Source organism: Aeromonas sobria, from assembly GCF_000820145.1.
Taxonomy (GTDB): domain Bacteria; phylum Pseudomonadota; class Gammaproteobacteria; order Enterobacterales; family Aeromonadaceae; genus Aeromonas; species Aeromonas sobria.
Genome location: NZ_CDBW01000013.1, coordinates 1 through 20,163, shown reverse-complemented (window position 1 = coordinate 20,163; position 20,163 = coordinate 1). Strand labels below are relative to the sequence as shown.

Annotated in this window: 18 protein-coding genes and 4 tRNA genes; 14 read left to right on the top strand and 8 right to left on the bottom strand. The window is 57.2% G+C overall.

Annotated elements, in window-relative coordinates; genetic code table 11:
* Window positions 1-38 precede the first annotated feature (38 nt).
* Window positions 39-548: a 2-amino-4-hydroxy-6-hydroxymethyldihydropteridine diphosphokinase gene (gene folK, locus BN1135_RS05785; protein ID WP_042019538.1), complete on the bottom strand. Its 510-nt coding sequence runs from the start codon at window positions 546-548 to the stop codon at window positions 39-41.
* Window positions 548-919: a dihydroneopterin aldolase gene (gene folB / locus BN1135_RS05780; protein ID WP_042019536.1), complete on the bottom strand. Its 372-nt coding sequence runs from the start codon at window positions 917-919 to the stop codon at window positions 548-550. The genes folK and folB overlap by 1 nt, the downstream gene beginning before the upstream one ends.
* A 156-nt stretch (window positions 920-1,075) precedes the next feature.
* Here folB and plsY point away from each other — a divergent pair, with 156 nt between their 5' ends.
* The 6 genes from plsY to BN1135_RS05750 all read left to right on the top strand — a co-directional run bounded on the left by plsY (window position 1,076) and on the right by BN1135_RS05750 (window position 3,437).
* Window positions 1,076-1,738 (top strand): glycerol-3-phosphate 1-O-acyltransferase PlsY, encoded by a 663-nt coding sequence (plsY, locus tag BN1135_RS05775; RefSeq protein WP_042019534.1) that lies wholly within the window; start codon window positions 1,076-1,078, stop codon window positions 1,736-1,738.
* Window positions 1,739-1,785: 47 nt separating this feature from the next.
* Window positions 1,786-1,861 (top strand) — tRNA-Phe (locus BN1135_RS05770).
* Window positions 1,862-1,913: 52 nt separating this feature from the next.
* A tRNA-Thr gene (locus BN1135_RS05765) sits at window positions 1,914-1,989 on the top strand.
* 11 nt (window positions 1,990-2,000) lie between these two features.
* Window positions 2,001-2,076, top strand: a tRNA-Phe gene (locus tag BN1135_RS05760).
* A gap of 8 nt (window positions 2,077-2,084) precedes the next feature.
* Window positions 2,085-2,160: transfer RNA gene (locus BN1135_RS05755), tRNA-Asn, on the top strand.
* 104 nt (window positions 2,161-2,264) lie between these two features.
* A complete protein-coding gene (locus tag BN1135_RS05750) occupies window positions 2,265-3,437 on the top strand; it encodes a CD0519/CD1768 family membrane protein (protein ID WP_042019533.1) in 1,173 nt (390 codons plus the stop codon).
* 74 nt (window positions 3,438-3,511) lie between these two features.
* Here the strand turns inward: BN1135_RS05750 and BN1135_RS05745 are convergent, their stop codons facing one another.
* Window positions 3,512-4,204, bottom strand: coding sequence for a B3/B4 domain-containing protein (locus tag BN1135_RS05745; protein ID WP_042019532.1), 693 nt, complete (start codon window positions 4,202-4,204; stop codon window positions 3,512-3,514).
* Window positions 4,205-4,347: 143 nt separating this feature from the next.
* Between BN1135_RS05745 and BN1135_RS21980 the strand changes: the two genes are divergently transcribed.
* On the top strand, window positions 4,348-4,596 hold the full coding sequence (locus BN1135_RS21980) for a hypothetical protein (RefSeq protein ID WP_139245144.1): 249 nt from the start codon (window positions 4,348-4,350) through the stop codon (window positions 4,594-4,596).
* A 155-nt stretch (window positions 4,597-4,751) separates the two neighbouring features.
* Window positions 4,752-5,210: a hypothetical protein gene (locus BN1135_RS05735; protein WP_042019527.1), complete on the top strand. Its 459-nt coding sequence runs from the start codon at window positions 4,752-4,754 to the stop codon at window positions 5,208-5,210.
* Window positions 5,211-5,285: 75 nt separating this feature from the next.
* Here BN1135_RS05735 and argH read toward each other — a convergent pair whose 3' ends face one another.
* The 5 genes from argH to argC all read right to left on the bottom strand — a co-directional run bounded on the left by argH (window position 5,286) and on the right by argC (window position 10,948).
* A complete protein-coding gene (gene argH, locus BN1135_RS05730) occupies window positions 5,286-6,671 on the bottom strand; it encodes an argininosuccinate lyase (RefSeq protein WP_042019526.1) in 1,386 nt (461 codons plus the stop codon).
* 210 nt (window positions 6,672-6,881) lie between these two features.
* The gene (locus BN1135_RS05725; RefSeq protein ID WP_042019525.1) at window positions 6,882-8,117 is read right to left on the bottom strand and encodes an argininosuccinate synthase; all 1,236 of its coding nucleotides are present in this window, start codon (window positions 8,115-8,117) and stop codon (window positions 6,882-6,884) included.
* A gap of 84 nt (window positions 8,118-8,201) precedes the next feature.
* On the bottom strand, window positions 8,202-9,113 hold the full coding sequence (locus tag BN1135_RS05720) for an ornithine carbamoyltransferase (RefSeq protein ID WP_042019524.1): 912 nt from the start codon (window positions 9,111-9,113) through the stop codon (window positions 8,202-8,204).
* Window positions 9,114-9,138: 25 nt separating this feature from the next.
* Window positions 9,139-9,918: an acetylglutamate kinase gene (gene argB / locus BN1135_RS05715; RefSeq protein WP_042019522.1), complete on the bottom strand. Its 780-nt coding sequence runs from the start codon at window positions 9,916-9,918 to the stop codon at window positions 9,139-9,141.
* A 22-nt stretch (window positions 9,919-9,940) separates the two neighbouring features.
* Window positions 9,941-10,948, bottom strand: a complete 1,008-nt coding sequence (gene argC / locus BN1135_RS05710) for an N-acetyl-gamma-glutamyl-phosphate reductase (RefSeq protein ID WP_042019521.1) — start codon at window positions 10,946-10,948, stop codon at window positions 9,941-9,943.
* Window positions 10,949-11,230: 282 nt separating this feature from the next.
* Here argC and argE point away from each other — a divergent pair, with 282 nt between their 5' ends.
* From argE to BN1135_RS05680, 6 genes are all read left to right on the top strand, one after another.
* Window positions 11,231-12,376: an acetylornithine deacetylase gene (gene argE, locus BN1135_RS05705; RefSeq protein ID WP_042019519.1), complete on the top strand. Its 1,146-nt coding sequence runs from the start codon at window positions 11,231-11,233 to the stop codon at window positions 12,374-12,376.
* Between the two features lie 219 nt (window positions 12,377-12,595).
* On the top strand, window positions 12,596-15,229 hold the full coding sequence (gene ppc / locus BN1135_RS05700) for a phosphoenolpyruvate carboxylase (protein WP_042019517.1): 2,634 nt from the start codon (window positions 12,596-12,598) through the stop codon (window positions 15,227-15,229).
* A gap of 370 nt (window positions 15,230-15,599) precedes the next feature.
* On the top strand, window positions 15,600-16,271 hold the full coding sequence (locus tag BN1135_RS05695) for a helix-turn-helix transcriptional regulator (protein WP_042019516.1): 672 nt from the start codon (window positions 15,600-15,602) through the stop codon (window positions 16,269-16,271).
* Window positions 16,272-16,384: 113 nt separating this feature from the next.
* Complete coding sequence (locus BN1135_RS05690; protein WP_042019515.1) at window positions 16,385-17,539, top strand: trans-sulfuration enzyme family protein; 1,155 nt, start codon at window positions 16,385-16,387, stop codon at window positions 17,537-17,539.
* Between the two features lie 19 nt (window positions 17,540-17,558).
* Entirely contained in the window at window positions 17,559-18,974 is a 1,416-nt protein-coding gene (locus BN1135_RS05685; RefSeq protein WP_042019514.1) for a Na+/H+ antiporter NhaC family protein, read from the top strand.
* A gap of 82 nt (window positions 18,975-19,056) precedes the next feature.
* Entirely contained in the window at window positions 19,057-20,052 is a 996-nt protein-coding gene (locus BN1135_RS05680) for a D-cysteine desulfhydrase (protein ID WP_042019760.1), read from the top strand.
* Window positions 20,053-20,163: the final 111 nt, after the last annotated feature.

Genomic DNA, 20,163 nt, shown 5'->3' with positions numbered 1-20,163 from the left:
CTATAAACGACAAGGGCGCCGTGAGGCGCCCTTGTCGATCAGTGATGCTGCAATTCGCACGCTTCCCAATGAAAGGGGATGGGGCACAGCTGTTGGGAGGCCTTGTCATAAGCCTGCCACAGCTCGCCCATGGTGCGGCCATCGACGGGGTGGCGCAGTGCGGGGGCCAGCTCGGCCAGCGGCCACAGCACGAAGGCGTTGGTGAGCACTTCACCGCGCGGCAGCACCAGCGGGGTGTCGCAGACCAGCTCGCCATAGAGCAGCAGATCGAGATCCAGGGTACGCGGGGCGAACTTCTTGGCATCCGGCTCGCGGCCGTGGGCGAACTCCATGGCCCGCAGTCGCTGGCAGACGGTGGCCAGCGGCAGGTCAGTCTCGGCAGCAGCCACCAGGTTGTAGAAGGGGCGGCCGTTGAAGCCAACCGCCTCGCTTTCGAATACCCGGGAGACCCGCAGCTCGCCAAATTCGGCGTGCAGGGCATCGAGTCCGGCGCGGATATGGCGATCCCGCTCGATGTTGGAACCCAGGCTGATATAGATGGTGGTCATCAGTTGCTGCTCGCGGCCGGGGTGCGATGGCGCAGGATCTCGACGCCGACACCAGCGGCATTGGGCACGGCGCCCGGTTTGGTGAGGGTCACCTTGACCCACTGTACCCGCTCGTCATCCAGCACCAGCATGGCGACCTGTTCGGCCATGGTCTCGACCAGCTCGACCACCTTGCCGGTGACATGCTCACAAATCTTGTTGGAGAGGTCGGCATAATCCAATGCCAGCTTGATATCGTCAGTTGCTGCTGCGGGGCGGTTGTCGAACCCCATCTCGAGGTCAAAGCGAAGCTTTTGGCGAATGCCCTTCTCCCACTCATATACACCGATAGTGGTCAAAACCTCGAGTCCGCGAATAAACACCTTGTCCATGACTGTACTTCTTCTTTACTCTTGATTGGCTGTGATAACAGCGCAGGGATGCTGGCCGGGCAACAGGCTTGCCGGCGCGCTCAGGTTGGGCAAGGACCCATGCCAGCGTGTGTGGCGGCATCATACCCCATTCATATCGTGGTAAAAACGACCAAGATGACGGCCCTGACGATTTTGATGATTATTCTGGCCTACCTGGGTGGTTCACTATCCAGTGCTGTGCTGGTCTCCCGTTGTAGCGGTCTGCCCGACCCGCGGGATCATGGCTCCCACAATCCGGGGGCAACCAATGTGCTGCGCCTCGGTGGTCGAGTTGCTGCGCTGGTGGTGCTGCTGCTCGATGTGCTCAAGGGCACGGCCCCCGTCTATCTCGCCTGGTATCTGCAAATCAAACCCGTCTACCTCGGCTTTATCGGGGTCGCCGCCTGCCTTGGTCATATGTATCCCCTCTTCTTTCACTTTCGCGGCGGCAAGGGGGTGGCCACGGCACTGGGTACCATGATGCCGCTCGGCTTTACCATGGGAGGCGCCGTTATCGGCACCTGGCTGCTGGTGCTGCTGGTCAGCGGCTACTCCTCGCTAGCCTCGATCATCACGGTGTTACTGAGCCCGCTCTTTACCTACCTGCTCAAACCTGAGTACACCCTGCCGGTCTCTTTGCTCTCTTGCCTCATTCTGATCCGCCATCACGAGAACATCTCCCGCCTGCTAAAGGGGGAGGAACCCCGGCTATGGGGGCGAAAATCCGGCAACTGCGCCGAGGAAGTGGCAAAAATGAGCGATGTTGCGCAAAAAAAAGACGAACGAAACAAAAAGTGAAATTTCCCGTTGACCATCAGCCTTAAAATCCGTTTAATAGCGCCCACGCCCAGATAGCTCAGTCGGTAGAGCAGGGGATTGAAAATCCCCGTGTCGGCGGTTCGATTCCGTCTCTGGGCACCAAGATTTGGTGCCATGAAATAAAAATTTGTTCATGCACAATAGTTTAAAGTGTGCCGGCTTAGCTCAGTAGGCAGAGCAACTGACTTGTAATCAGTAGGTCACCAGTTCGATTCCGGTAGCCGGCACCATTTATAGATTTGCCCAGATAGCTCAGTCGGTAGAGCAGGGGATTGAAAATCCCCGTGTCGGCGGTTCGATTCCGTCTCTGGGCACCAAGTACAATTCCTCCTTAGTTCAGTCGGTAGAACGGCGGACTGTTAATCCGTATGTCACTGGTTCAAGTCCAGTAGGAGGAGCCATTTAAAAAGCCCTTGTCGCAAGACAAGGGCTTTTTTTTATTGGGCCAAGCCCGTTTATAACCATAAAAACAACCACACACGCACAGATGAACCGCAGGATAGATATGGAAAATCATGTAGTTATAGAGTCAAAGGGGCGACTTGCCGCCATTCGGGACTGGCTGGAGCCGGTGCTGGTGCTGCTTATTCTCGGCAGCCTGTTCGGTTACCTCGGCAGCCAGATGGGCCTCTCGGCCATGGTCAACACCCTGTTCAATACCGCCCACCAGCTGTTGCTCAATACCGTGCTCTTTATCATGGGGATCACAGTGCTCTCCGGTGCCCTGAGCCAGCTGCTCAGCGAGTTCGGGGTGATCCGTCTGCTGGAGGTGCTGCTGGCACCGCTGATGAAGCCGGTGTTTCGCCTGCCTGGTCGCACCGCGCTGGCTGCCCTGATGACCTTCTTCTCCGACAACCCGGCGGTGATCAGCCTCGCCAAGGACAGCCGCTTTCGCAAAGGCTTCACCCCTTGGCAGCTGGTGTCGCTCACCAACTTCGGCACCGCCTTTGGCATGGGGCTGATCGTGGTGACCTTTATGGCCACCTTGCAGCTGCCGAGCGGTGAATCCACTGCCAGTGCGGCGCTGATTGGTCTGCTGGGCGCTCTGGTGGGCTCGGTGGTCTCTACCCGACTGATGCAGCGGATGATCCGCCCCTTGGTGGGGGAAGTGCTGATCGATGACCAGCCTGCAGGCAACGGCCCCAAGGTGGGAGTGACCAAAGAGGCCGCTCCCGGCTGGCTGCGGATCCTCAACTCATTGCTCGATGGCGGCAAATCTGGCGTGGAGCTGGGGATGGCGGTGATCCCCGGGGTGCTGATCATCAGCACCTTTGTCATGCTGCTCACCTTCGGCCCGGGCGACAAGGGGTATACCGGCGAAGCGTTTCAGGGGGTTGCCCTGCTGCCGGTGCTGGCCGCCAAGGTGAGCTGGCTGTTTGACCTGCTGTTTGGTTTCAAGCAGCCGGAGCTGGTCGCCTTCCCAGCCACCTCGCTCGGCGCGGTCGGTGCCGCCATGTCGCTGGTGCCCCCTTTTATTGCCAAGGGGTGGATCACCGGTAACGAGGTCGCGGTGTTTACCGCCATGGGGATGTGCTGGAGTGGTTTCTTGAGCACCCACACCGCCATGCTGGATGCCCTCGGCTATCGCCACCTCACCTCCCGCGCCATCGTTGCCCACACCATCGGCGGCTTGAGTGCCGGGGTGGCGGCGCACCAGCTTTATATGCTGCTGGGCTGAGAGGTTTGATAACAGAGAGGGGCGCTGCGGCGCCCCTCTCGGTATCTGCTGACGAAACTCGTCTGGCCTCCGGTTTATTCGATATGGCTGATAAGGCACTGCGCGATCACCGCCTCCGGCATCATCTCCTGCAGTCCAGCGACCAGCTTTTCCCCCGCCTCATGCAGCGCTGCCAGCGGCATCTCGGGCAGGCTCTCCAGAATGAACCACATCTGGCCCGAATCGACACTCAGTCTGGTACGCACACCCTGCCGCCAGTTCCAGCGCCGACAGGTGACCCCCTTGTCATCCCGCCAGACTACTTCGCCGGGCTCCACCGGTTCGTGGGCGGGCTCGCCCCCTTTCATGGTATCGAACTGCTCGCTGCCATCGGCCACTACCAGTCGCGGTTGCCCTTCATAAGCAAGCAGGTTTTCGCCCCCGACCGGAATGGCGTAGCGAATGCTGATGGCGTTGTAGAGATCGACCACGGGGTCGATGGCGGGCAGGTTGCCATCTCGGGCGACCCGTTTTCTCAGGGCCTCGGCGGAGCAGGGGGTCCGCTGCGGCTTGGCGCCGAACTTTCTGAACAGCTCGCCCCAGGCGGCGAGGTGCGCCTCTGCCCACGGCACATCGGCAGTCAGCATGGCGGTGCAGGCGTCATCAAGGGCGCGCGCTCCCACGTTCGGGTCAACCACGGCGGCGGCCTGCACCGTGATGCTCAGGGCGCGAAAGCCCGGGGCCAGTTGACTGACTTCGGGGGAGATATGTGGGGTGATCAGGGACATAACGACTCCAGAATCGAAAGAGGCAAGGGAAGCCCGGCTGCCGGCCAGCATAGCGGCAACGGCAAATCCGGTTTGAGAGCCATCATGCGCGAACATGCTAGATAAGAAAATTTACATGATCTTAATGGTCATAAGTTTCATGAATGAAAAATGGCGTGATCGAGGGGATGGTGGGTGTGGAGGGAAGGGCATCCCGTCGCTTCCGGTTTGCTCCGGCAATACCCTTTGCCGCCCCGATCCACCGTGGCAGCCGCTGGCCGCCCCGATCCACCGTGGCAGCCGCTGGCCGCCCCGATCCACCGTGGCAGCCGCTGGCCGCCCCGATCCACCGTGGCAGCCGCTGGCCGCCCCGATCCACCGTGGCAGCCGCTGGCCGCCCGGCTCCCTCCTGATACCCGCAGTGGTCATGACCAAGCACGAGGCGGCCATGCAAATCGCTCGACGGCTCAATGAGTTGGCTATGGTTGGCGTTTTTTTCATCGTTCTGGCCCCGCTTATGCACATCTCTTTGCAACACCACCAAGGGCTGCCGTAGCGGAGAGATATCATGATCAGTACCCTGCTTCCCCTTGCCTCTATCGCCCTCAAGCTGGGCAGTCAGCTGCTCAGTAGCAGTAGCAAACCCCAGCCCGCGGCGCAGCAAACCGTGCAGGAGGAACGCCTGCCACCGACCGTCCAGAACCTGTTCCAGCGACTCGGCATCAAGGATGCCGACAGCGAACAGAACCGTGCGGCCATCAACCACTTTATGGGGGATCTGATGCAGACCCTGGGGCAGGAGAATGGCGGCCAATCCCTCCCTGCCGCCATCGATGCTGCCCGCAACCAGCTGGCCAACGGCACCCAGAGCACTCGCTTCGACGCGCTGCAAAGCGAACTCGATACCCTCAAGGATTCCCTCGGTGCCAGCGAACTCAATCTCGATCAGTTGCTCGGCGCCTTTAAACAGACCCTGCCCAATGGCAAGGGGGAGGGGGTTGGTAAACTGCTCAATGCCAGTGCGTGACGGGCGGCGAGCAATAAAAAACGGCAACCTCGGGTTGCCGTTTTGCTTTGTTATTCGAATGACAAGCCGATGGGTTTAACCCGCCCGCTTGGCCAGCCACTGTTCGGCGGCGGTAAGGGCTGCTTCTACCTGCTCGCGGGCGACGCCGCCTTTGGCGACCCGTTTGGCCAAGGTCGCTTCCAGTTCCAGATTGGGGTAGACGTCTGCCCCAATCACCGGGCTAAAGCGCTGGAACTCGGGCAGCGAGAGATCTTCCAGCGGCTTCTTTGCGCCAATGGCATAAACCACAACTTCGCCGACGATATGGTGCGCCTCGCGGAACACAATCCCCTTGGCAACCAGATAGTCCGCCAGCTCAGTCGCGTTGGCATAACCACCCTGCGCCGCCGCCATGGTGCGCTCGCCGTTGACCTTCAGATCGATCAGCACCAGCGCCGCCATATCGAGGCAGTCGTGCCAGGTGTCGAGGGCATCGAACAGCCCTTCCTTGTCTTCCTGCATGTCTTTGTTGTAGGCCAGCGGCAGCGCCTTGAGGCTCATCAGCATGCCCATCTGGGCGCCGACCACCCGGCCGGTCTTGCCACGGATCAGCTCCAGCGCATCGGGGTTTTTCTTCTGCGGCATCAGGGAGGAGCCGGAAGTGACCGCATCGGAGAGCTCGACAAAGCCCGCCTCGCCGGTGTTGTAGAAGATGAGATCTTCGGCAAAGCGCGACAGGTGGGTCATGGAGAGGGACGCCACGTGCATCAGCTCCACCACGTGATCCCGATCGGAGACCGAATCCAGACTGTTGCGGGTGGCACCGGCAAAGCCCATGTCGAGCGCCAGCGCTTCGCGGTCGATGGCATAGGCCGTGCCCGCCAGTGCGCCGCAGCCGAGCGGGCTGGTGTCGAGGCGTTTGAGGGCATCCTGCAGCCGTGAGTAGTCCCGCTCCAGCATCTCCACATAGGCCAGCGCCCAGTGGGCGAAGGTGACCGGCTGGGCGCGCTGCAGGTGGGTGTAACCCGGCAGCACCGCAGCCTGATTGGCGCGGGCCGAGGCGACCAGCCCCTGCTGCAGGGCGGTGATGGAGCCGAGCAGCAGTTCGCCCTGCGCCTTGCACCACAGTTTCAGGTCGGTGGCGACCTGATCGTTGCGCGAGCGGCCGGTGTGCAGCTTCTTGCCGAGATCGCCGACAGCGGCAATCAGCTGGCTCTCGACCCAGGAGTGGATATCTTCGGCGTCCGAGCTCAGGATCTGCTGGGGATCCTGCTGCACCGAGGTGAGCAGCACTTCCATCGCCTGTTGCAGTTTGCCCTGCTCATCGGCGGTCAATACGCCCACTTTCACCAGCGCTTTGGCCCAGGCCATGGAGCCCTGAATATCCTGCTCCGCCAGCCGGTAATCGAACCGCAGCGAATCGTTGAACTGCTTGAACCGGCTATCGGCTCCCTGACTGAAGCGTCCACCCCAAAGTGCCATACTGCTCTCCTTGAATGCGTTGTCGGCGGCGCCCTGGCCACCGAGCTTGAAATCGTGCCCTGTTTTTCTGCGAGCCTGTTATCTCACAGAAGCGGCCCGGGCGCTGCCGCTCTTGTCACACCCGCCGATGATGGGTCAGGGGTTATGTCCTCTGCCTATAGAAGAGGGGGCCATGCCCCCTCAACGGAATCAACGGGTTATCGCGCTTGCTTAACCGTGGGTGTGGTCGCCACCGATGGCCTGATGCTGCTCCTTCATGGCGCGGATCCGGCTGGCCAGGGTGTAGAGGCGGATAAAGCCTTCGGCATGGCTCTGGTCATACACTTCGTCGGCGCCGAAGGTGGCGAAGTCTTCGGAGTAGAGGCTGTTCGGTGACTTCTTCTGCACCGCAGTAACCTGACCCTTGTACATCTTCAGAATGACTTCACCGTCGAGATCTTCGGCGATGGCGTTGGCAGAGGCGACGATGGCCTTGCACAGCGGGGTGAACCAGCGGCCGTCATAGACCAGATGGGAGAACTCGGCACCCAGCTTTTCCCGCCAGGCGCGGGTTGGGCGATCCAGTACCAGCTCTTCCACGGCGCGCAGCGCGGCGACCATCACGGTACCGCCCGGGGTTTCGTAGCAGCCACGGGACTTCATCCCCACCATCCGGTTTTCGGTGATGTCGATGCGGCCCACGCCGTGTTTGCCGGCACGTTCGTTCAGGGTCATCAGGATCTGGTGCGGGCTGAGCGGCTGGTCGTCAACGGCCACCACTTCACCCTGCGCCACGGTCAGCTTGACGTACTCCGGCTGATCCGGTGCCTGCTCGGCCGGTACGGTCCACTGCCAGACCGCTTCGGAGGGCTCGTTCCAGGTGCTCTCCAGCTCGCCACCCTCGGTGGAGATGTGCCAGGCGTTGGCATCGCGGCTGTAGATCTTTTTCAGGGTCGCCTTGCAGGGGATGCCGCGGGTCTCCAGATAGGTCAGCAGATCTTCCCGGGAGCGCATGTCCCACAGACGCCACGGGGCGATCACTTTCAGCTGGGGCGCCAGTGCGGCGACGGCACCTTCGAAACGCACTTGATCGTTACCCTTGCCGGTACAGCCGTGGGAGATGGCATCGGCCCCTTCCGCCAGCGCGGCTTCTACCATCGCCTTGGCGATGATCGGGCGGGCCATGGAGGTGCCCAGCAGATAGGTGCCTTCATAGACGGCGCCGGTCTTCAGGGTCGGGTAGACGTACTCTTTGACGAACTCTTCGCGCAGGTCTTGGACGATGCACTTGGTGGCGCCAGAGGCGATGGCCTTCTGCTCGATCCCTTCCAGATCGTCACGCTCCTGACCGACATCGGCGACGAAGGCGATGATTTCGGCGTCATAGTGCTCTTTGAGCCAGGGAATGATGGCCGAAGTATCCAGTCCACCCGAGTAAGCCAGTACGATCTTGTTGATTCCGCTCATGTTACTTCTCTCCGTGATGATTCGATGATGATTCAATAAAAGGGTCGTGATTCAGGTTCAGTGCCGCGTTACTTGCCACCCAGACTATTTATGTCCAGACAGGGTCAGCAACACGGCGTTCTGGATATGCATCCGGTTTTCGGCCTCGTCCATGATGAGGGAGGTGGGGCCATCCATCACCTGTGAGGTGATCTCCAGCTCCCGGTGAGCCGGTTGGCAGTGCAGCACGTGCGCAATGCCGGTGCGGTCGAGCAGGGCCTGGTTGATCTGGTAAGGCATAAAGAGCTCGGTGACCTGCTCCATCGGGGTGTTGTCACCCATGGAGACCCAGGTGTCGGTGTAGGCCACGTCGAACCCTTCGATATCTGCCACGTCATCGCTGATGTGGATGGTCGCCCCCGACTTGGTCGCCAGTGCCTGCGCCTGCAGGAATATCTGGGTATCCGGGCCGCGGCCTTTCGGGCAGATCAGGGTGACGTCGGTGCCCAGAGTCGCCCCCAGCAGCAGCAGAGAGTGGCTGACGTTGTTGCCATCACCGAGGTAGGCAAGCTTCACCTTCGACAGATCGTCGTAGTGCTCGGCAATGGTCATAAAGTCGGCCAGCCCCTGACAGGGGTGGTAGAGGTTGCACAGGCTGTTCACTACCGGCACTGTGCCGTGCTCTGCCAGCTCGACCAGAGTCTGGTGATCGAACACCCGGGCGACGATGGCATCACACCAGCGCGACAGGTTGGCGGCGAAATCCTTCACCGACTCCCGCTTGCCCAGCGCGCCGTTTTGTTGATCCAGATAGACGCTGTGGCCGCCCAGTTTGGCGATGCCGATGTCGAAGGTGACCCGGGTACGCAGGGAGGGCTTCTCGAACAGGGTGACCACGCTCTTGCCGGCCAGTGCCTGGCTGTACTTCTTCGGGTCGGTCTTGACCGCTTTGCCCAGCGCAATCAGCGCTTCAATCTGGGCTTTGTTCAGATCACTGTCTTTCAGAAGATGTTGCATCGGATGTTCCTTGTTCCAGTGGAGATCAAATAGCGACTTGGGTGCCGACCGCGCCGCCAGCCAGCAGCTTGAGCAGCTGATCCGGGTAACGCCAGCTGGCGACACAGACCGGCTTGCCGAGGGTCTCGGCGGCGTGCAGGGCCGCTTCTACCTTGACCGCCATGCCATCGCGGATCACCCCTTTCTCCATCAGATCGAGGGCGGTTGATTTGTCGAGCTGGGGCACCAGCTTGCCCTTGCCATCGAGGATGCCGCTCACATCGGAGAGCATCACCAGATCAGCGCCGAGCGCTTCGGCAATGGCGGTGGCCGCCTGATCCGCGTTGACGTTCATCAGTTGCCCCTCGGCGGTGATGCCGATGGAGCTCACCACCGGCAGGAAGCCCTGACCGAGGATCCCCGCCACCAGCGCCGGGTTGCCCGGTTTGCACTCGCCAACGGCGCCGAGATCCGGGTCGAGCTGGGTCACCTGACACAGGCCGCCATCTGCCAGACAGAGTCCCACCGCCGGAATGCCGGTGGCAATCGCCTTGGCCATCATCTGCTTGTTGGCAGTCCCGGCCAGCGCCCCGGCAATGAAGGGGATCTGCTCGAACGGGGTCACCCGCAGGCCGTTCTTCTTGGTGGAGGTGAGACCCAGCCCCTTGAGCAGGTCATCCACCAGACAGCCACCGCCGTGTACCAGCACCAGCGGACGGTGTTGATCGTCGAGAAAAGTTTTGAGGGTGGCGAACAGGGCGGTCAGCGCCTCATCGTTCTCGATAAGGGCGCCGCCCAGCTTGATTACCAACGTCTGTTTGTCCATGTTCGAGATCCTTCCTAAGTCCTTAAATCAGGCCGGTGGCCGGTTCAAATCCGAATTTGATATTTATGCACTGAATGGCTTGCGAGGCGGCTCCCTTGAGCAGGTTGTCGATGGCAGAGACCACCACCAGCATGTTGCCCTGCTGTTGCCAGGCGATATCGCAGTAAGGGGTGTTTGCCACACCGCGAATAGAGGGCATCTGGCCGGTGAGGCGCACCAGCGGCTTGCCTTCGTAAGCCTTGAGGAAGGCCTGATCCACCTGGGTGGGGGTGACGCCGTCCGCCAGCTGCACATAGATGGTGGCCAGGATGCCGCGCACATAGTTGCCAAGGTGGGGCTGGAACAGCACCTCCTTGCCGAGGTGATGGCTGATCTCCGGCTGGTGTCTGTGATTGAAGGTGCCGTAGGGGTTGAGGCTTACTTCGCAGAAGCTGGTGTTGATGGCCGCCTTGCGCCCGGCACCGGAAACCCCGGAGACGGCGTTGATGATCGGCTGCCACCCCTTGGCAATCAGACCATCCTGCTGCAGCGGCTTGAGGGCGCAGAGGGAGGCGGTCGGATAGCAACCGGGCACGGCGATCAGCTGGGCGGTGGCGATGGCATCGTCGTTCCACTCCGCCAGACCATAGACGGCCTGATCCAGCCACTGTTCGCTGTCGTGGGTAAAGCCGTAGAAGCTGTCGTAAAAGCCCTGATCCTTGACCCGGAAGGCTCCGGAGAGATCGAACACCGGCAGCCCCTTGGCGAGAAACTTGGGTGCCAGCTCGGCGCTCACCTCGTGGGCGGTGGCCAGCAGCACCAGATCGGCCTGGGTCAGGATCCGGGTCATGCCGTCGTCGTCCAGCGGCAGCAGCGGCTGATCGAGGGCACCGACCCACTGGGGATGCAGGGAAGAGAAGCGCTTGTGGGCATCCTGACTGCCGGCCGAGACACAGAGGCCGAACAGCTTGAGTTGTGGATGGTTCTGTACCAGTGCGGCCAGTTCGGCTCCCGCGTAGCCACTGGCACCGACGATGACGGTGTTAAGCATGTTGAATATTCCAAGTCAGAGTTCGAGATTCACAGCATGGCGCTGCAGTGCAAGGGGTTCATTCACCCCGGTGCACCGTCTTGATAAAACAAGTGCGGAGGGGCGATTCAGGCGGGTGTGTGTCGTCGGTTATAGATCAGGTGACAGAACATTAACTTTCCCTTACAACTAGAAGCCTTTGTTGATGAGCCAGATATTCAGGTAAAATTACAGAATATTCATGCACTCACTTTGCATTTGTATTTTCTAACAGAAACATTCCGGGGACGCAAGGAGGAGCTGATGGCCAATCTGGATTTTTTTTCACTTTATAAGAATATTATTGCGATTCCCTCTATCAGCAGCACGGATCCCAAGTGGGACCAGAGCAATGAGGGGGTGATCCGGCTGCTGGCCGACTGGTTCGGTCAGCTCGGTTTTCAGTGCGAGGTGACGGCGCTGCCTGATCTGCCGGGCAAGTTCAATCTGGTGGCGACGATCGGTCAGGGGGAGGGGGGTCTGCTGCTGGCGGGTCACACCGATACGGTGCCGTTTGATGAGGGGGGCTGGAGCAAGGATCCCTTCAAGGTGACGCAAGAGGGCAATCGCCTCTATGGTCTCGGCACTATCGACATGAAAGGCTTCTTCGCCTTTATCGTCGAGGCACTGAAAGAGATTGACCTCAAGACGCTCAGTAAGCCGCTGCGCATTCTCGCTACCGCCGACGAAGAGACCACCATGGCGGGGGCGCGTGCCATCGCTGCGGCGGCCGAGCTGAAACCCGACTACGCGGTGATTGGTGAGCCGACCGGACTGGTGCCGGTGGTAGCCCACAAGGGGCATATGTCGGAGGCAATCCGCATTACCGGCAAGAGCGGCCACAGCTCGGATCCCGCCAATGGCGTCAACGCCATGGAGATCATGCACAAGGCGATGGGGCAGGTGCTGCGCTTGCAGCAGGATCTGAAAGATCGCTACGCCGACCACCGCTTTGCCGTGCCGCAGCCAACTCTGAACCTCGGTTACATTCAGGGCGGCGACAGCCCGAACCGCATCTGCGGCTGCTGCGAGCTGCATATCGACCTGCGACCCACCCCGCAGGTGGGGCCGGACGAGTTGATGGGGATGCTGAAAGAGGCGCTGTCGCCCATCGAGATCCACCAGCCGGGCTGCCTGCATCTGCAACATCTGCACGAGCCCATTCCCGCCTACGCCTGCGCCGACGACTCTGTGCTGGTGCGCGAAGCTGAGAAGGCGAGTGGTCGCGCCGCCGAGTCGGTCAACTACTGCACCGAGGCGCCGTTTATCCAGCAGCTTGGTTGCGAGACCATAGTGATGGGCCCCGGCCATATCACCCAGGCGCACCAGCCGGATGAGTATCTCGACCTCTCCTTCGTCAAGCCGACCACCACGGTGTTGCAGCACCTGATCAGACGTTTTTGCCTATAAAAAGTGCGGCAAGGTTGTAAGTAAGTTACATAACAAGCCGGTTGTGGAGTAGTGAGGGAAATACATGTTCTGAATCGGCCTGTTATTTGACCTTGCGCAGACAATCTGGGTAGATTGTCACCCTAAGATGACGGAGCATATGTTGTAATCGCACAACAATAAGTGAGGTCGTCTTGCACCCCGGATGGGTGTCAGGCACCAACAAGATAAGGATGTGGAATGAACGAAAAGTACGCCGCACTACGCGCCAACGTAGGTATGCTGGGTCAGCTGCTGGGTAAATCCATCAAGGATCATCAGGGTCAGGCCTTTCTCGACAAGATCGAAACCATTCGCCAATTGGCCAAGTCCTCCCGCAAGGGCAATGAATCAGACCGGGAACGTCTGCTCGATACCCTGCGCACCCTGAGTGATAGCGAGCTGCTGCCGGTGGCCCGCGCCTTCAGCCAGTTCCTCAATCTGGCCAACGTGGCGGAACAGTTCCACACCATCTCCCGTCGCTGCGAAGAGCAGGTCTGCACCCCGGATCCGCTGGAGCAGATGTTCGACAAACTGAAAGCCTCCAACCTGTCGCAAGAGGCCATCATTCAGGCCGTGCGTGAGCTGGATATCGATCTGGTGCTGACCGCTCACCCCACCGAGGTGACCCGTCGTACCCTGATCCACAAGCACGTGCAGCTCAACGACTGCCTCGAGGCGCTGGAACTTTCCGACCTGCTGCCCCGCGAGCGGGACAAGATCCTCAATCGCATCGAGCAGCTGATCAATCAGGCGTGGCACACCAACGAGATCCGCGAACAGCGCCCGACCCCGGTGGACGAGGCCAAGTGGGGCTTCGCCGTGGTGGAGAACAGCCTGTGGCCAGCCATCCCCGAATTCATGCGCAATCTGGACGAGCGTCTGCAACACCATCTGGGTGTGCGGTTGCCGCTGGATGCCGCGCCGGTCAAGTTCACCTCCTGGATGGGCGGTGACCGCGACGGCAACCCCTTCGTCACCGCCAAGGTGACTGCCGAAGTGCTGGAGCTGGGCCGCTGGATGGCGGTGAGCCTGTTCTACAAAGACATCAAGGAGCTCACCTCCGAGCTCTCCATGTCCGATTGTACCGACGCCGTGCGCGCCCGGGTTGGCGATCATCCCGAGCCCTACCGTGCGCTGGTGCGCGAGCTGCGTGAAGCGCTGCGCGAAACCAAGGAGCACCTCACCGCCAAGGTGCAGGGCCAGGTGAGCGAGAGCCAGGATCTGGTCAAGACCACCGCCCAGCTGCGCGAGCCGCTGGAGCTCTGCTACCACTCCCTGCATGCCTGTGGCATGGGCAACATCGCCGATGGCATGCTGCTGGATGTGCTGCGCAAGGTCGCCTGTTTCGGCATCCATCTGGTCAAGCTGGATATCCGTCAGGATGGCGAGCGCCATGGGCTGGTCTTCTCCGAGCTGACCCGCTATCTGGGTCTGGGTGACTACGCCGAGTGGAGCGAAGATGACAAGCAGGCCTTCCTGCTCAATGAACTGAACTCGCGCCGCCCACTCATTCCCCACGACTGGGAGCCGAGCGCCGAGGTGCGCGAGACCCTGGATACCTGTCAGGTCATTGCCCAGTACGATCCCGATGCGTTTGGCATCTACATCATCTCCATGGCCGGTGCGCCGTCCGACGTGCTGTCGGTGCAACTGCTGCTCAAAGAGGCGGGCTGCACGTTCCGCATGCCGGTTGCCCCGCTGTTTGAAACCCAGGATGACCTGATGGCAGGCACCGCCGTGATGGAGCGCCTGCTCTCGGTGGACTGGTATCGCGGCTACATTCAGGGCCGTCAGTACGTGATGATCGGTTACTCCGACTCCGCCAAGGATGCGGGCATGATGGCCGCAGGCTGGGCCCAGTACGCCGCCATGGAGTCGCTGGTGGGGCTGGCCGAAGCCAACAATATCCGCCTCACCCTGTTCCATGGCCGTGGCGGTACTGTTGGTCGTGGTGGTGCCCCTGCCCATCAGGCGATCCTCTCCCAGCCGCCGGGATCCCTGCGCGGCGGTCTGCGTACCACCGAACAGGGGGAGATGATCCGCTTCAAGTTTGGCCTGCCGAAAGTGGCGATCAAGAGTCTGGAGCTCTACACCAGCGCCGTGCTGGAAGGGAACCTGCTGCCGCCGCCCAAGCCGAAAGCGTGCTGGCGCGAGGTGATGGAACAGCTGGCCGCCGACTCCTGCGATCACTACCGCAGTATCGTGCGCGGTCATCCGGACTTCGTCCCTTACTTCCGTGCCGCCACCCCGGAGATGGAGCTTGGCAAGCTGCCGCTCGGTTCCCGTCCCTCCAAGCGCAAGCCTAACGGCGGCGTCGAGAGCCTGCGCGCTATTCCATGGATCTTCGCCTGGACCCAGAACCGCCTGATGCTGCCGGCCTGGCTCGGTGCCCACAAGGCGCTGCAACAGGCCATCGACGGTGGCAAGCTGGCGGTGCTGGAAGAGATGAGTGCCCAGTGGCCCTTCTTCCGCACTCGCCTCGAGATGCTGGAGATGGTGTTCCTCAAAGCGGACGCCTGGCTCGCCGAGTACTACGACACCCGTCTTGTGCCGCAGGAGCTGTGGGGCTTGGGTAAACAGTTGCGTCAGGAGCTCGCCGACTCCATCGAGGTGGTGCTGAAACTGAGCCCGCGCGGGGATCTGCTGGAGGATCAGCCCTGGATCAAGGAGTCCATCAAGCTGCGCAACCCCTACACTGACCCGCTCAACGTGTTGCAGGCCGAGCTGCTCAACCGTTCTCGTAACCAATCGGAGACCCTGCACCCCGAGCTGGACAAGGCGCTGATGGTCACCATCGCCGGTATTGCAGCAGGTATGCGCAACACCGGTTGATAGCCAGCCCAAGCCAGCAGGCTTCAGCGATATCCATCAAGCCAAAGGGCGCCGACAAGGCGCCCTTTGTTTTTTGTTGTTCTGCGCCGTCACCTGCCGTGGGTGCGATACACCGAAAGGCGTAATTGTTTACGGATGAACCTCAATTCAGTTTCTGCCTGGTTGGCGAGCTGGAGAAGTATGTCATCTTACTACAGTCTGGATCCGTCAAGTAAAACGTCATGACGATGTTGTTAGCTGCAGAAAACTTACATAAAGTTGAGCGCGATCACTCATTCACCATTTTTTGTTGCTTGCACAAGCATCACCATGCCAATAACATGGTTAAAACTCAAATCGCTCAACTATTGTTGATTTCTGGAGATATTGAATGAGTGATTCTTCATCCTGTGATGAGTTCCTACTTGACGAAGAATCTCGTCATTTAATCGCCAGTTTCGAACCTGCGGTAGAAGCTCTGTCGGCTCTTTTTGGATCTGGGTGTGAGGTGGTGCTGCACGCCTTTGACAACTTGCACGCCTCGGTCGTCAAAATTGCTAACGGGCATGTCACCGGACGGCAAGAGGGGGCGCCGGTGACCGATTTCGCGCTGACCAAACTGCAGAGCACTGCCGGTAGTCAATGGAGCAGCTATTTCACCCGCACCAAGGAAGGGAAGGTGATGAAGTCTTCATCGATTACGATCAAGAATCGTCATGGTAAACCGGTGGGGATGTTATGTGTGAATTTCAGTCTGGAGACGTCGCTGACAAATCTGCTGGAAACATTCTCGCCGCCTGCGACGGCTATCCATGTGAACAATGAAACATTTGCCTGCTCTGTGGATGATCTGGTCTCTCAGGTCATTGAAAAAGTCGATCAGGACAGTTCATTGGGAAGCAGCGTACGTAACAAGGAAATAGTGAGCAGGCTATATGATATGGGGATATTTGATATCAAAGATACGCCACAACTGGTTGCCCGTATGTTGGGAGTGTCTCGCCATACCGTTTATTTGCATATCCGGAATTACAAGTCCAGTCTGGTGAGTCCGCAAGCGTAAACTGATGGTGGTTTGCACATCAGCTAACAATAAAAATTTAAATTTGGCAGTATATATACCCATAGTTTGAAGGTATGGGTACGGTTTTTATTAAATTTTATAGCAGGTCAAAAATGAATAGCAATAAAATAGCAACAATTGCCATCCATGGTGGAAATCAGCATGACAAGGGTAATAATGCCATATTCCCGCCAATCACTACTGCGAGCTCTTTTATTCAGCCAAATCTCGGTGAAGGTGGTGATTATTGCTACTCTCGATGCAGCAATCCGACTCGGTATGCCTATGAATCAGCACTGGCTGCGTTGGAGAATGGTATCTATGCCACTGCGACGGCTTCCGGTATGGCAGCAACCGCGCTGGTGCTGGAGCTGTTACCGAAAGATGCTCACATTATTGTAATGTGCGGCGTATATGGTGGTACTTATCGCCTGTTTGAGCGGTTGCGCAAGCATACATCTGGCCTGAATTGTACTTATGTCGATTTGAATGATCTGGATGCGGTCAGTCAGCAGGTCACTGCGCAGACCAAGCTTATCTGGATTGAGACGCCAACCAATCCATTGCTGACGCTGGTTGATATTGAACAGGTTTGCCAATTGGCTAAAGAGAAAAATCTGCTTACCTGTGTTGATAATACCTTTGCCAGTGCTTGGAATCAAAGACCGCTCGAACTGGGTGCAGATATGGTGATGTTATCCGCCAGCAAATATATTGGTGGTCACTCTGATCTTATTGGTGGGGCAATTATTACCAACAAGCCTGAATTGGCGGAAAAACTTGATTTTGTAAAGACTACTGTCGGTGCCATTGCCTCACCTTTTGATGCGTATCTTGCGCTTCGTGGCATGAAGACCCTGGATGTGCGTATGGAACGTCATTGCAAGAATGCCCAGCAAATCGCCGAGTATCTTGAATCACATCCCAAGGTAAAAGAGGTTCATTACCCGGGGCTAGCCTCGCATCCACAACATGAGTTGTGCAAAAAGCAGATGCGTTCTGGCGGTGCCGTTGTCACGGTGCGTTTGTACGGTGAACGTGAGGACGTGGTCAAGTTCCTCTCCGGGCTCAAATATTTTGTGCTGGCAGAGTCGCTTGGTGGTGTAGAGAGCATGATCAATCACTCTGCCTCCATGTCCCATGGTTCCATGACGCCAGCAGAACGTGAGAGTATCGGAATATATGATACGACATTGCGATTCTCCATTGGCATTGAAGATGTTCAGGATCTTAAAGACGATCTGACGAATGCGCTGGCATTAATCTAATAATAATAAGGTTGTATTTATGCACGATTACGGGGTGTGGACAATTATCACACCACTGGTGACTATCCTTTTGGCAATATTCACTAGACAGGTCATTTTGTCATTGCTGGCGGGGATATTTGTTGGCTTTGTTGTTATTAACCACAGCTTTTCTCTAGGCGTTGTTGCGACCGTCAATGGGATTATTGATACTTTCTCTTCACCGGGCAACACCAGAACCATCATATTTATGGTGCTTATTGGTGGTATTATGAGATTGATTGTCGTGACCGGTGGCGTCAGACGATTAGTTCAATCGTTGTCAGAACACAATGGTTATATTACCAACAAAAAGTCCGTGCAGTTTCTGGCGATGATCATCACATCATTGATATTTATTGAAAGTTCAGTAAATCAGTTGATTTCTGGTGCCTCGACCAAGGATTTGGCTAAGCGATATCGAGTTCCACCAGAGAAGATGTCATATATTATTCAAACATCATGTGTCTCTGTTTGTTCATCCGTGATGATCAATGGCTGGGGAGCGGCCATGATGGGGGTGATCGGTGTTCAGATTTCCAAGGGGTTGATTGATGGTCAGCCATTTGAGATCCTGGCGCACTCCATGGTTTGGAATATCATGGCTTGGCTGTCATTGGCATCGGTATTGTTTTATATTTTTTCTGGTGCTTCATGGGGGCCGATGAAAAAAGCCGAGCAGCGTTATGAGCTGGCAAAGCATGATGTAGCGGATACAGTGACCGAGCATCATGATGATGTTATCAAGCACCCGGCCAGCGACTCACTGTGGAACTTCTTCATCCCGATCCTCTCTACGGTATTGATGGTACCTGTGGTGCTCTACCTCACTGGAGATGGTAACTTCTCCAAAGGGAGCGGATCCATGTCTGTATATTCCAGCGCCATGTTCGGTACTCTGGTCTCTTTTGTATGGTTCTGGGGTCGAGGTATTTTAAATATCGAAAACTTTTTTAAGGAGCTGTATGTTGGTTATGCCAGTATGGTAAAAATCAGCTCGGTAATGATACTGGCATTTTTGATGGGTCATATATCAGCTGAATTGAATACCGGCAACTATATTGCATCGGTTACTTCTGGAGTGATTTCACCTGGCTTCTCAATTGGTTTTATCTTTATCGTCAGTGCCATCATGTCTCTGGCGACTGGTACGTCATGGGGCACCTTTGCCATCATGATCCCGATTGGTGTTCAGCTAGGGGTCTCCTTGGGCGTTCCTTTTGAATATATGATTGGCGCCTCAATTGCAGGTTCTATATTTGGTGATATGACATCACCGATATCAAGTGATGCCATCGTAGCTTCAATGGCGACTAACTGTGATCATATAGAGCATATTCGAACCCAATTCCCCTATGCGTTAGTAACTGGTACGATAGCATTCATTGGCTATGTCATTCTCGGTTTCTCAATCTAATATTGAATTATTGTTAGGCATGAGGCACTCTATCGAGTGCCTCAATTTTATATGGCGGCAAGCATTTTATTTGGAGATAAAGATGAGTCACCTGACTGGAAAAATAAATAGTTTCCCACGCGTTGAACTGGTTAATGTGGCGACTCCGTTAGAATATTTAGCTCGTTTTTCAGCTCACTTGGGACGTGATGTTTATATCAAGCGTGATGATGTGACACCGTTAGCTATGGGCGGAAACAAGCTAAGAAAACTGGAGTTTTTGGTTGCCGATGCCAAGCTAAAAGGGGCAAATGTGTTGGTCACCGCAGGAGCCATTCAATCCAACCATGTAAGGCAGACTGCGGCTGTTGCTGCAAAATATGGTATGCGATGTGTCGCCATATTAGAAAATCCGATTAATACCGAGTCGGAAAATTATTTACATAACGGCAATAGCTATCTCATTGATCTATTCGGTTGTGAAGTCGAGTTAGTTGACGAGCTCAATGCGCCAGATGAACAACTGGACGCGGTGCGGTTACGTTTGGAGCAGCAAGGATTAATCCCGTATGTCGTTCCTATTGGCGGTTCAAATGCCCTTGGGTCTCTTGGGTATGTGGTCTGTGCTACTGAAATTGCAGCACAGGCTGAGGCTATGGGTATCGATTTTGCAGCCGTTGTTGTCCCCTCAGGCAGTGCCGGTACGCATGCTGGGTTAGCGGTGGGTCTGGAGCAATTGATGCCTGAATGTGAGTTGGTTGGGGTGACCGTCTCGCGAGTGGTTGATACGCAAGCGCCTAAAGTTATCAAGCTTCAGCAAGAGGTTGCGGCTTTGCTCGATGTGAGTGCTGATGCCAAAATATCGCTCTGGGATGAATATTTTTTGCCAATGTATGGCATGCCAAATGAGCAGGGTATGGCTGCAGTGAAGCTATTAGCAAGACTGGAGGGGATTACGCTTGATCCTGTTTATACCGGTAAAGCTATGGCCGGTTTGATTGATGGCATCAAGACAGATAAATTTGGCAAGCAGGGGCCGTTGTTATTTGTTCATACTGGTGGTTCACCTGCGTTGTTTGCTTATTATCCATCTGTATGACGTTGCTATTTATATTAAGTGTTTAGTTAGTTTAGGTAAGGCTACTGATCGTTTTGATTGCCTTATTTAAACTTGACGGTTGTACTCAGCACCGGCGTTGTTTCCCAAATC

What these genes read in the sequence shown, in the direction of transcription:
- argB (WP_042019522.1), bottom strand. Translation starts at nt 9,918, where the DNA reads ATGGACAAACAGACGTTGGTAATCAAGCTGGGCGGCGCCCTTATCGAG.
- plsY (WP_042019534.1), top strand. Translation starts at nt 1,076, where the DNA reads ATGACGGCCCTGACGATTTTGATGATTATTCTGGCCTACCTGGGTGGT.
- argC (WP_042019521.1), bottom strand. Translation starts at nt 10,948, where the DNA reads ATGCTTAACACCGTCATCGTCGGTGCCAGTGGCTACGCGGGAGCCGAA.
- BN1135_RS05685 (WP_042019514.1), top strand. Translation starts at nt 17,559, where the DNA reads ATGCACGATTACGGGGTGTGGACAATTATCACACCACTGGTGACTATC.
- BN1135_RS05690 (WP_042019515.1), top strand. Translation starts at nt 16,385, where the DNA reads ATGAATAGCAATAAAATAGCAACAATTGCCATCCATGGTGGAAATCAG.
- BN1135_RS05720 (WP_042019524.1), bottom strand. Translation starts at nt 9,113, where the DNA reads ATGCAACATCTTCTGAAAGACAGTGATCTGAACAAAGCCCAGATTGAA.
- folK (WP_042019538.1), bottom strand. Translation starts at nt 548, where the DNA reads ATGACCACCATCTATATCAGCCTGGGTTCCAACATCGAGCGGGATCGC.
- argE (WP_042019519.1), top strand. Translation starts at nt 11,231, where the DNA reads ATGGCCAATCTGGATTTTTTTTCACTTTATAAGAATATTATTGCGATT.
- BN1135_RS21980 (WP_139245144.1), top strand. Translation starts at nt 4,348, where the DNA reads ATGAAAAATGGCGTGATCGAGGGGATGGTGGGTGTGGAGGGAAGGGCA.
- ppc (WP_042019517.1), top strand. Translation starts at nt 12,596, where the DNA reads ATGAACGAAAAGTACGCCGCACTACGCGCCAACGTAGGTATGCTGGGT.
- BN1135_RS05750 (WP_042019533.1), top strand. Translation starts at nt 2,265, where the DNA reads ATGGAAAATCATGTAGTTATAGAGTCAAAGGGGCGACTTGCCGCCATT.
- BN1135_RS05680 (WP_042019760.1), top strand. Translation starts at nt 19,057, where the DNA reads ATGAGTCACCTGACTGGAAAAATAAATAGTTTCCCACGCGTTGAACTG.
- BN1135_RS05695 (WP_042019516.1), top strand. Translation starts at nt 15,600, where the DNA reads ATGAGTGATTCTTCATCCTGTGATGAGTTCCTACTTGACGAAGAATCT.
- BN1135_RS05745 (WP_042019532.1), bottom strand. Translation starts at nt 4,204, where the DNA reads ATGTCCCTGATCACCCCACATATCTCCCCCGAAGTCAGTCAACTGGCC.
- folB (WP_042019536.1), bottom strand. Translation starts at nt 919, where the DNA reads ATGGACAAGGTGTTTATTCGCGGACTCGAGGTTTTGACCACTATCGGT.
- BN1135_RS05735 (WP_042019527.1), top strand. Translation starts at nt 4,752, where the DNA reads ATGATCAGTACCCTGCTTCCCCTTGCCTCTATCGCCCTCAAGCTGGGC.
- BN1135_RS05725 (WP_042019525.1), bottom strand. Translation starts at nt 8,117, where the DNA reads ATGAGCGGAATCAACAAGATCGTACTGGCTTACTCGGGTGGACTGGAT.
- argH (WP_042019526.1), bottom strand. Translation starts at nt 6,671, where the DNA reads ATGGCACTTTGGGGTGGACGCTTCAGTCAGGGAGCCGATAGCCGGTTC.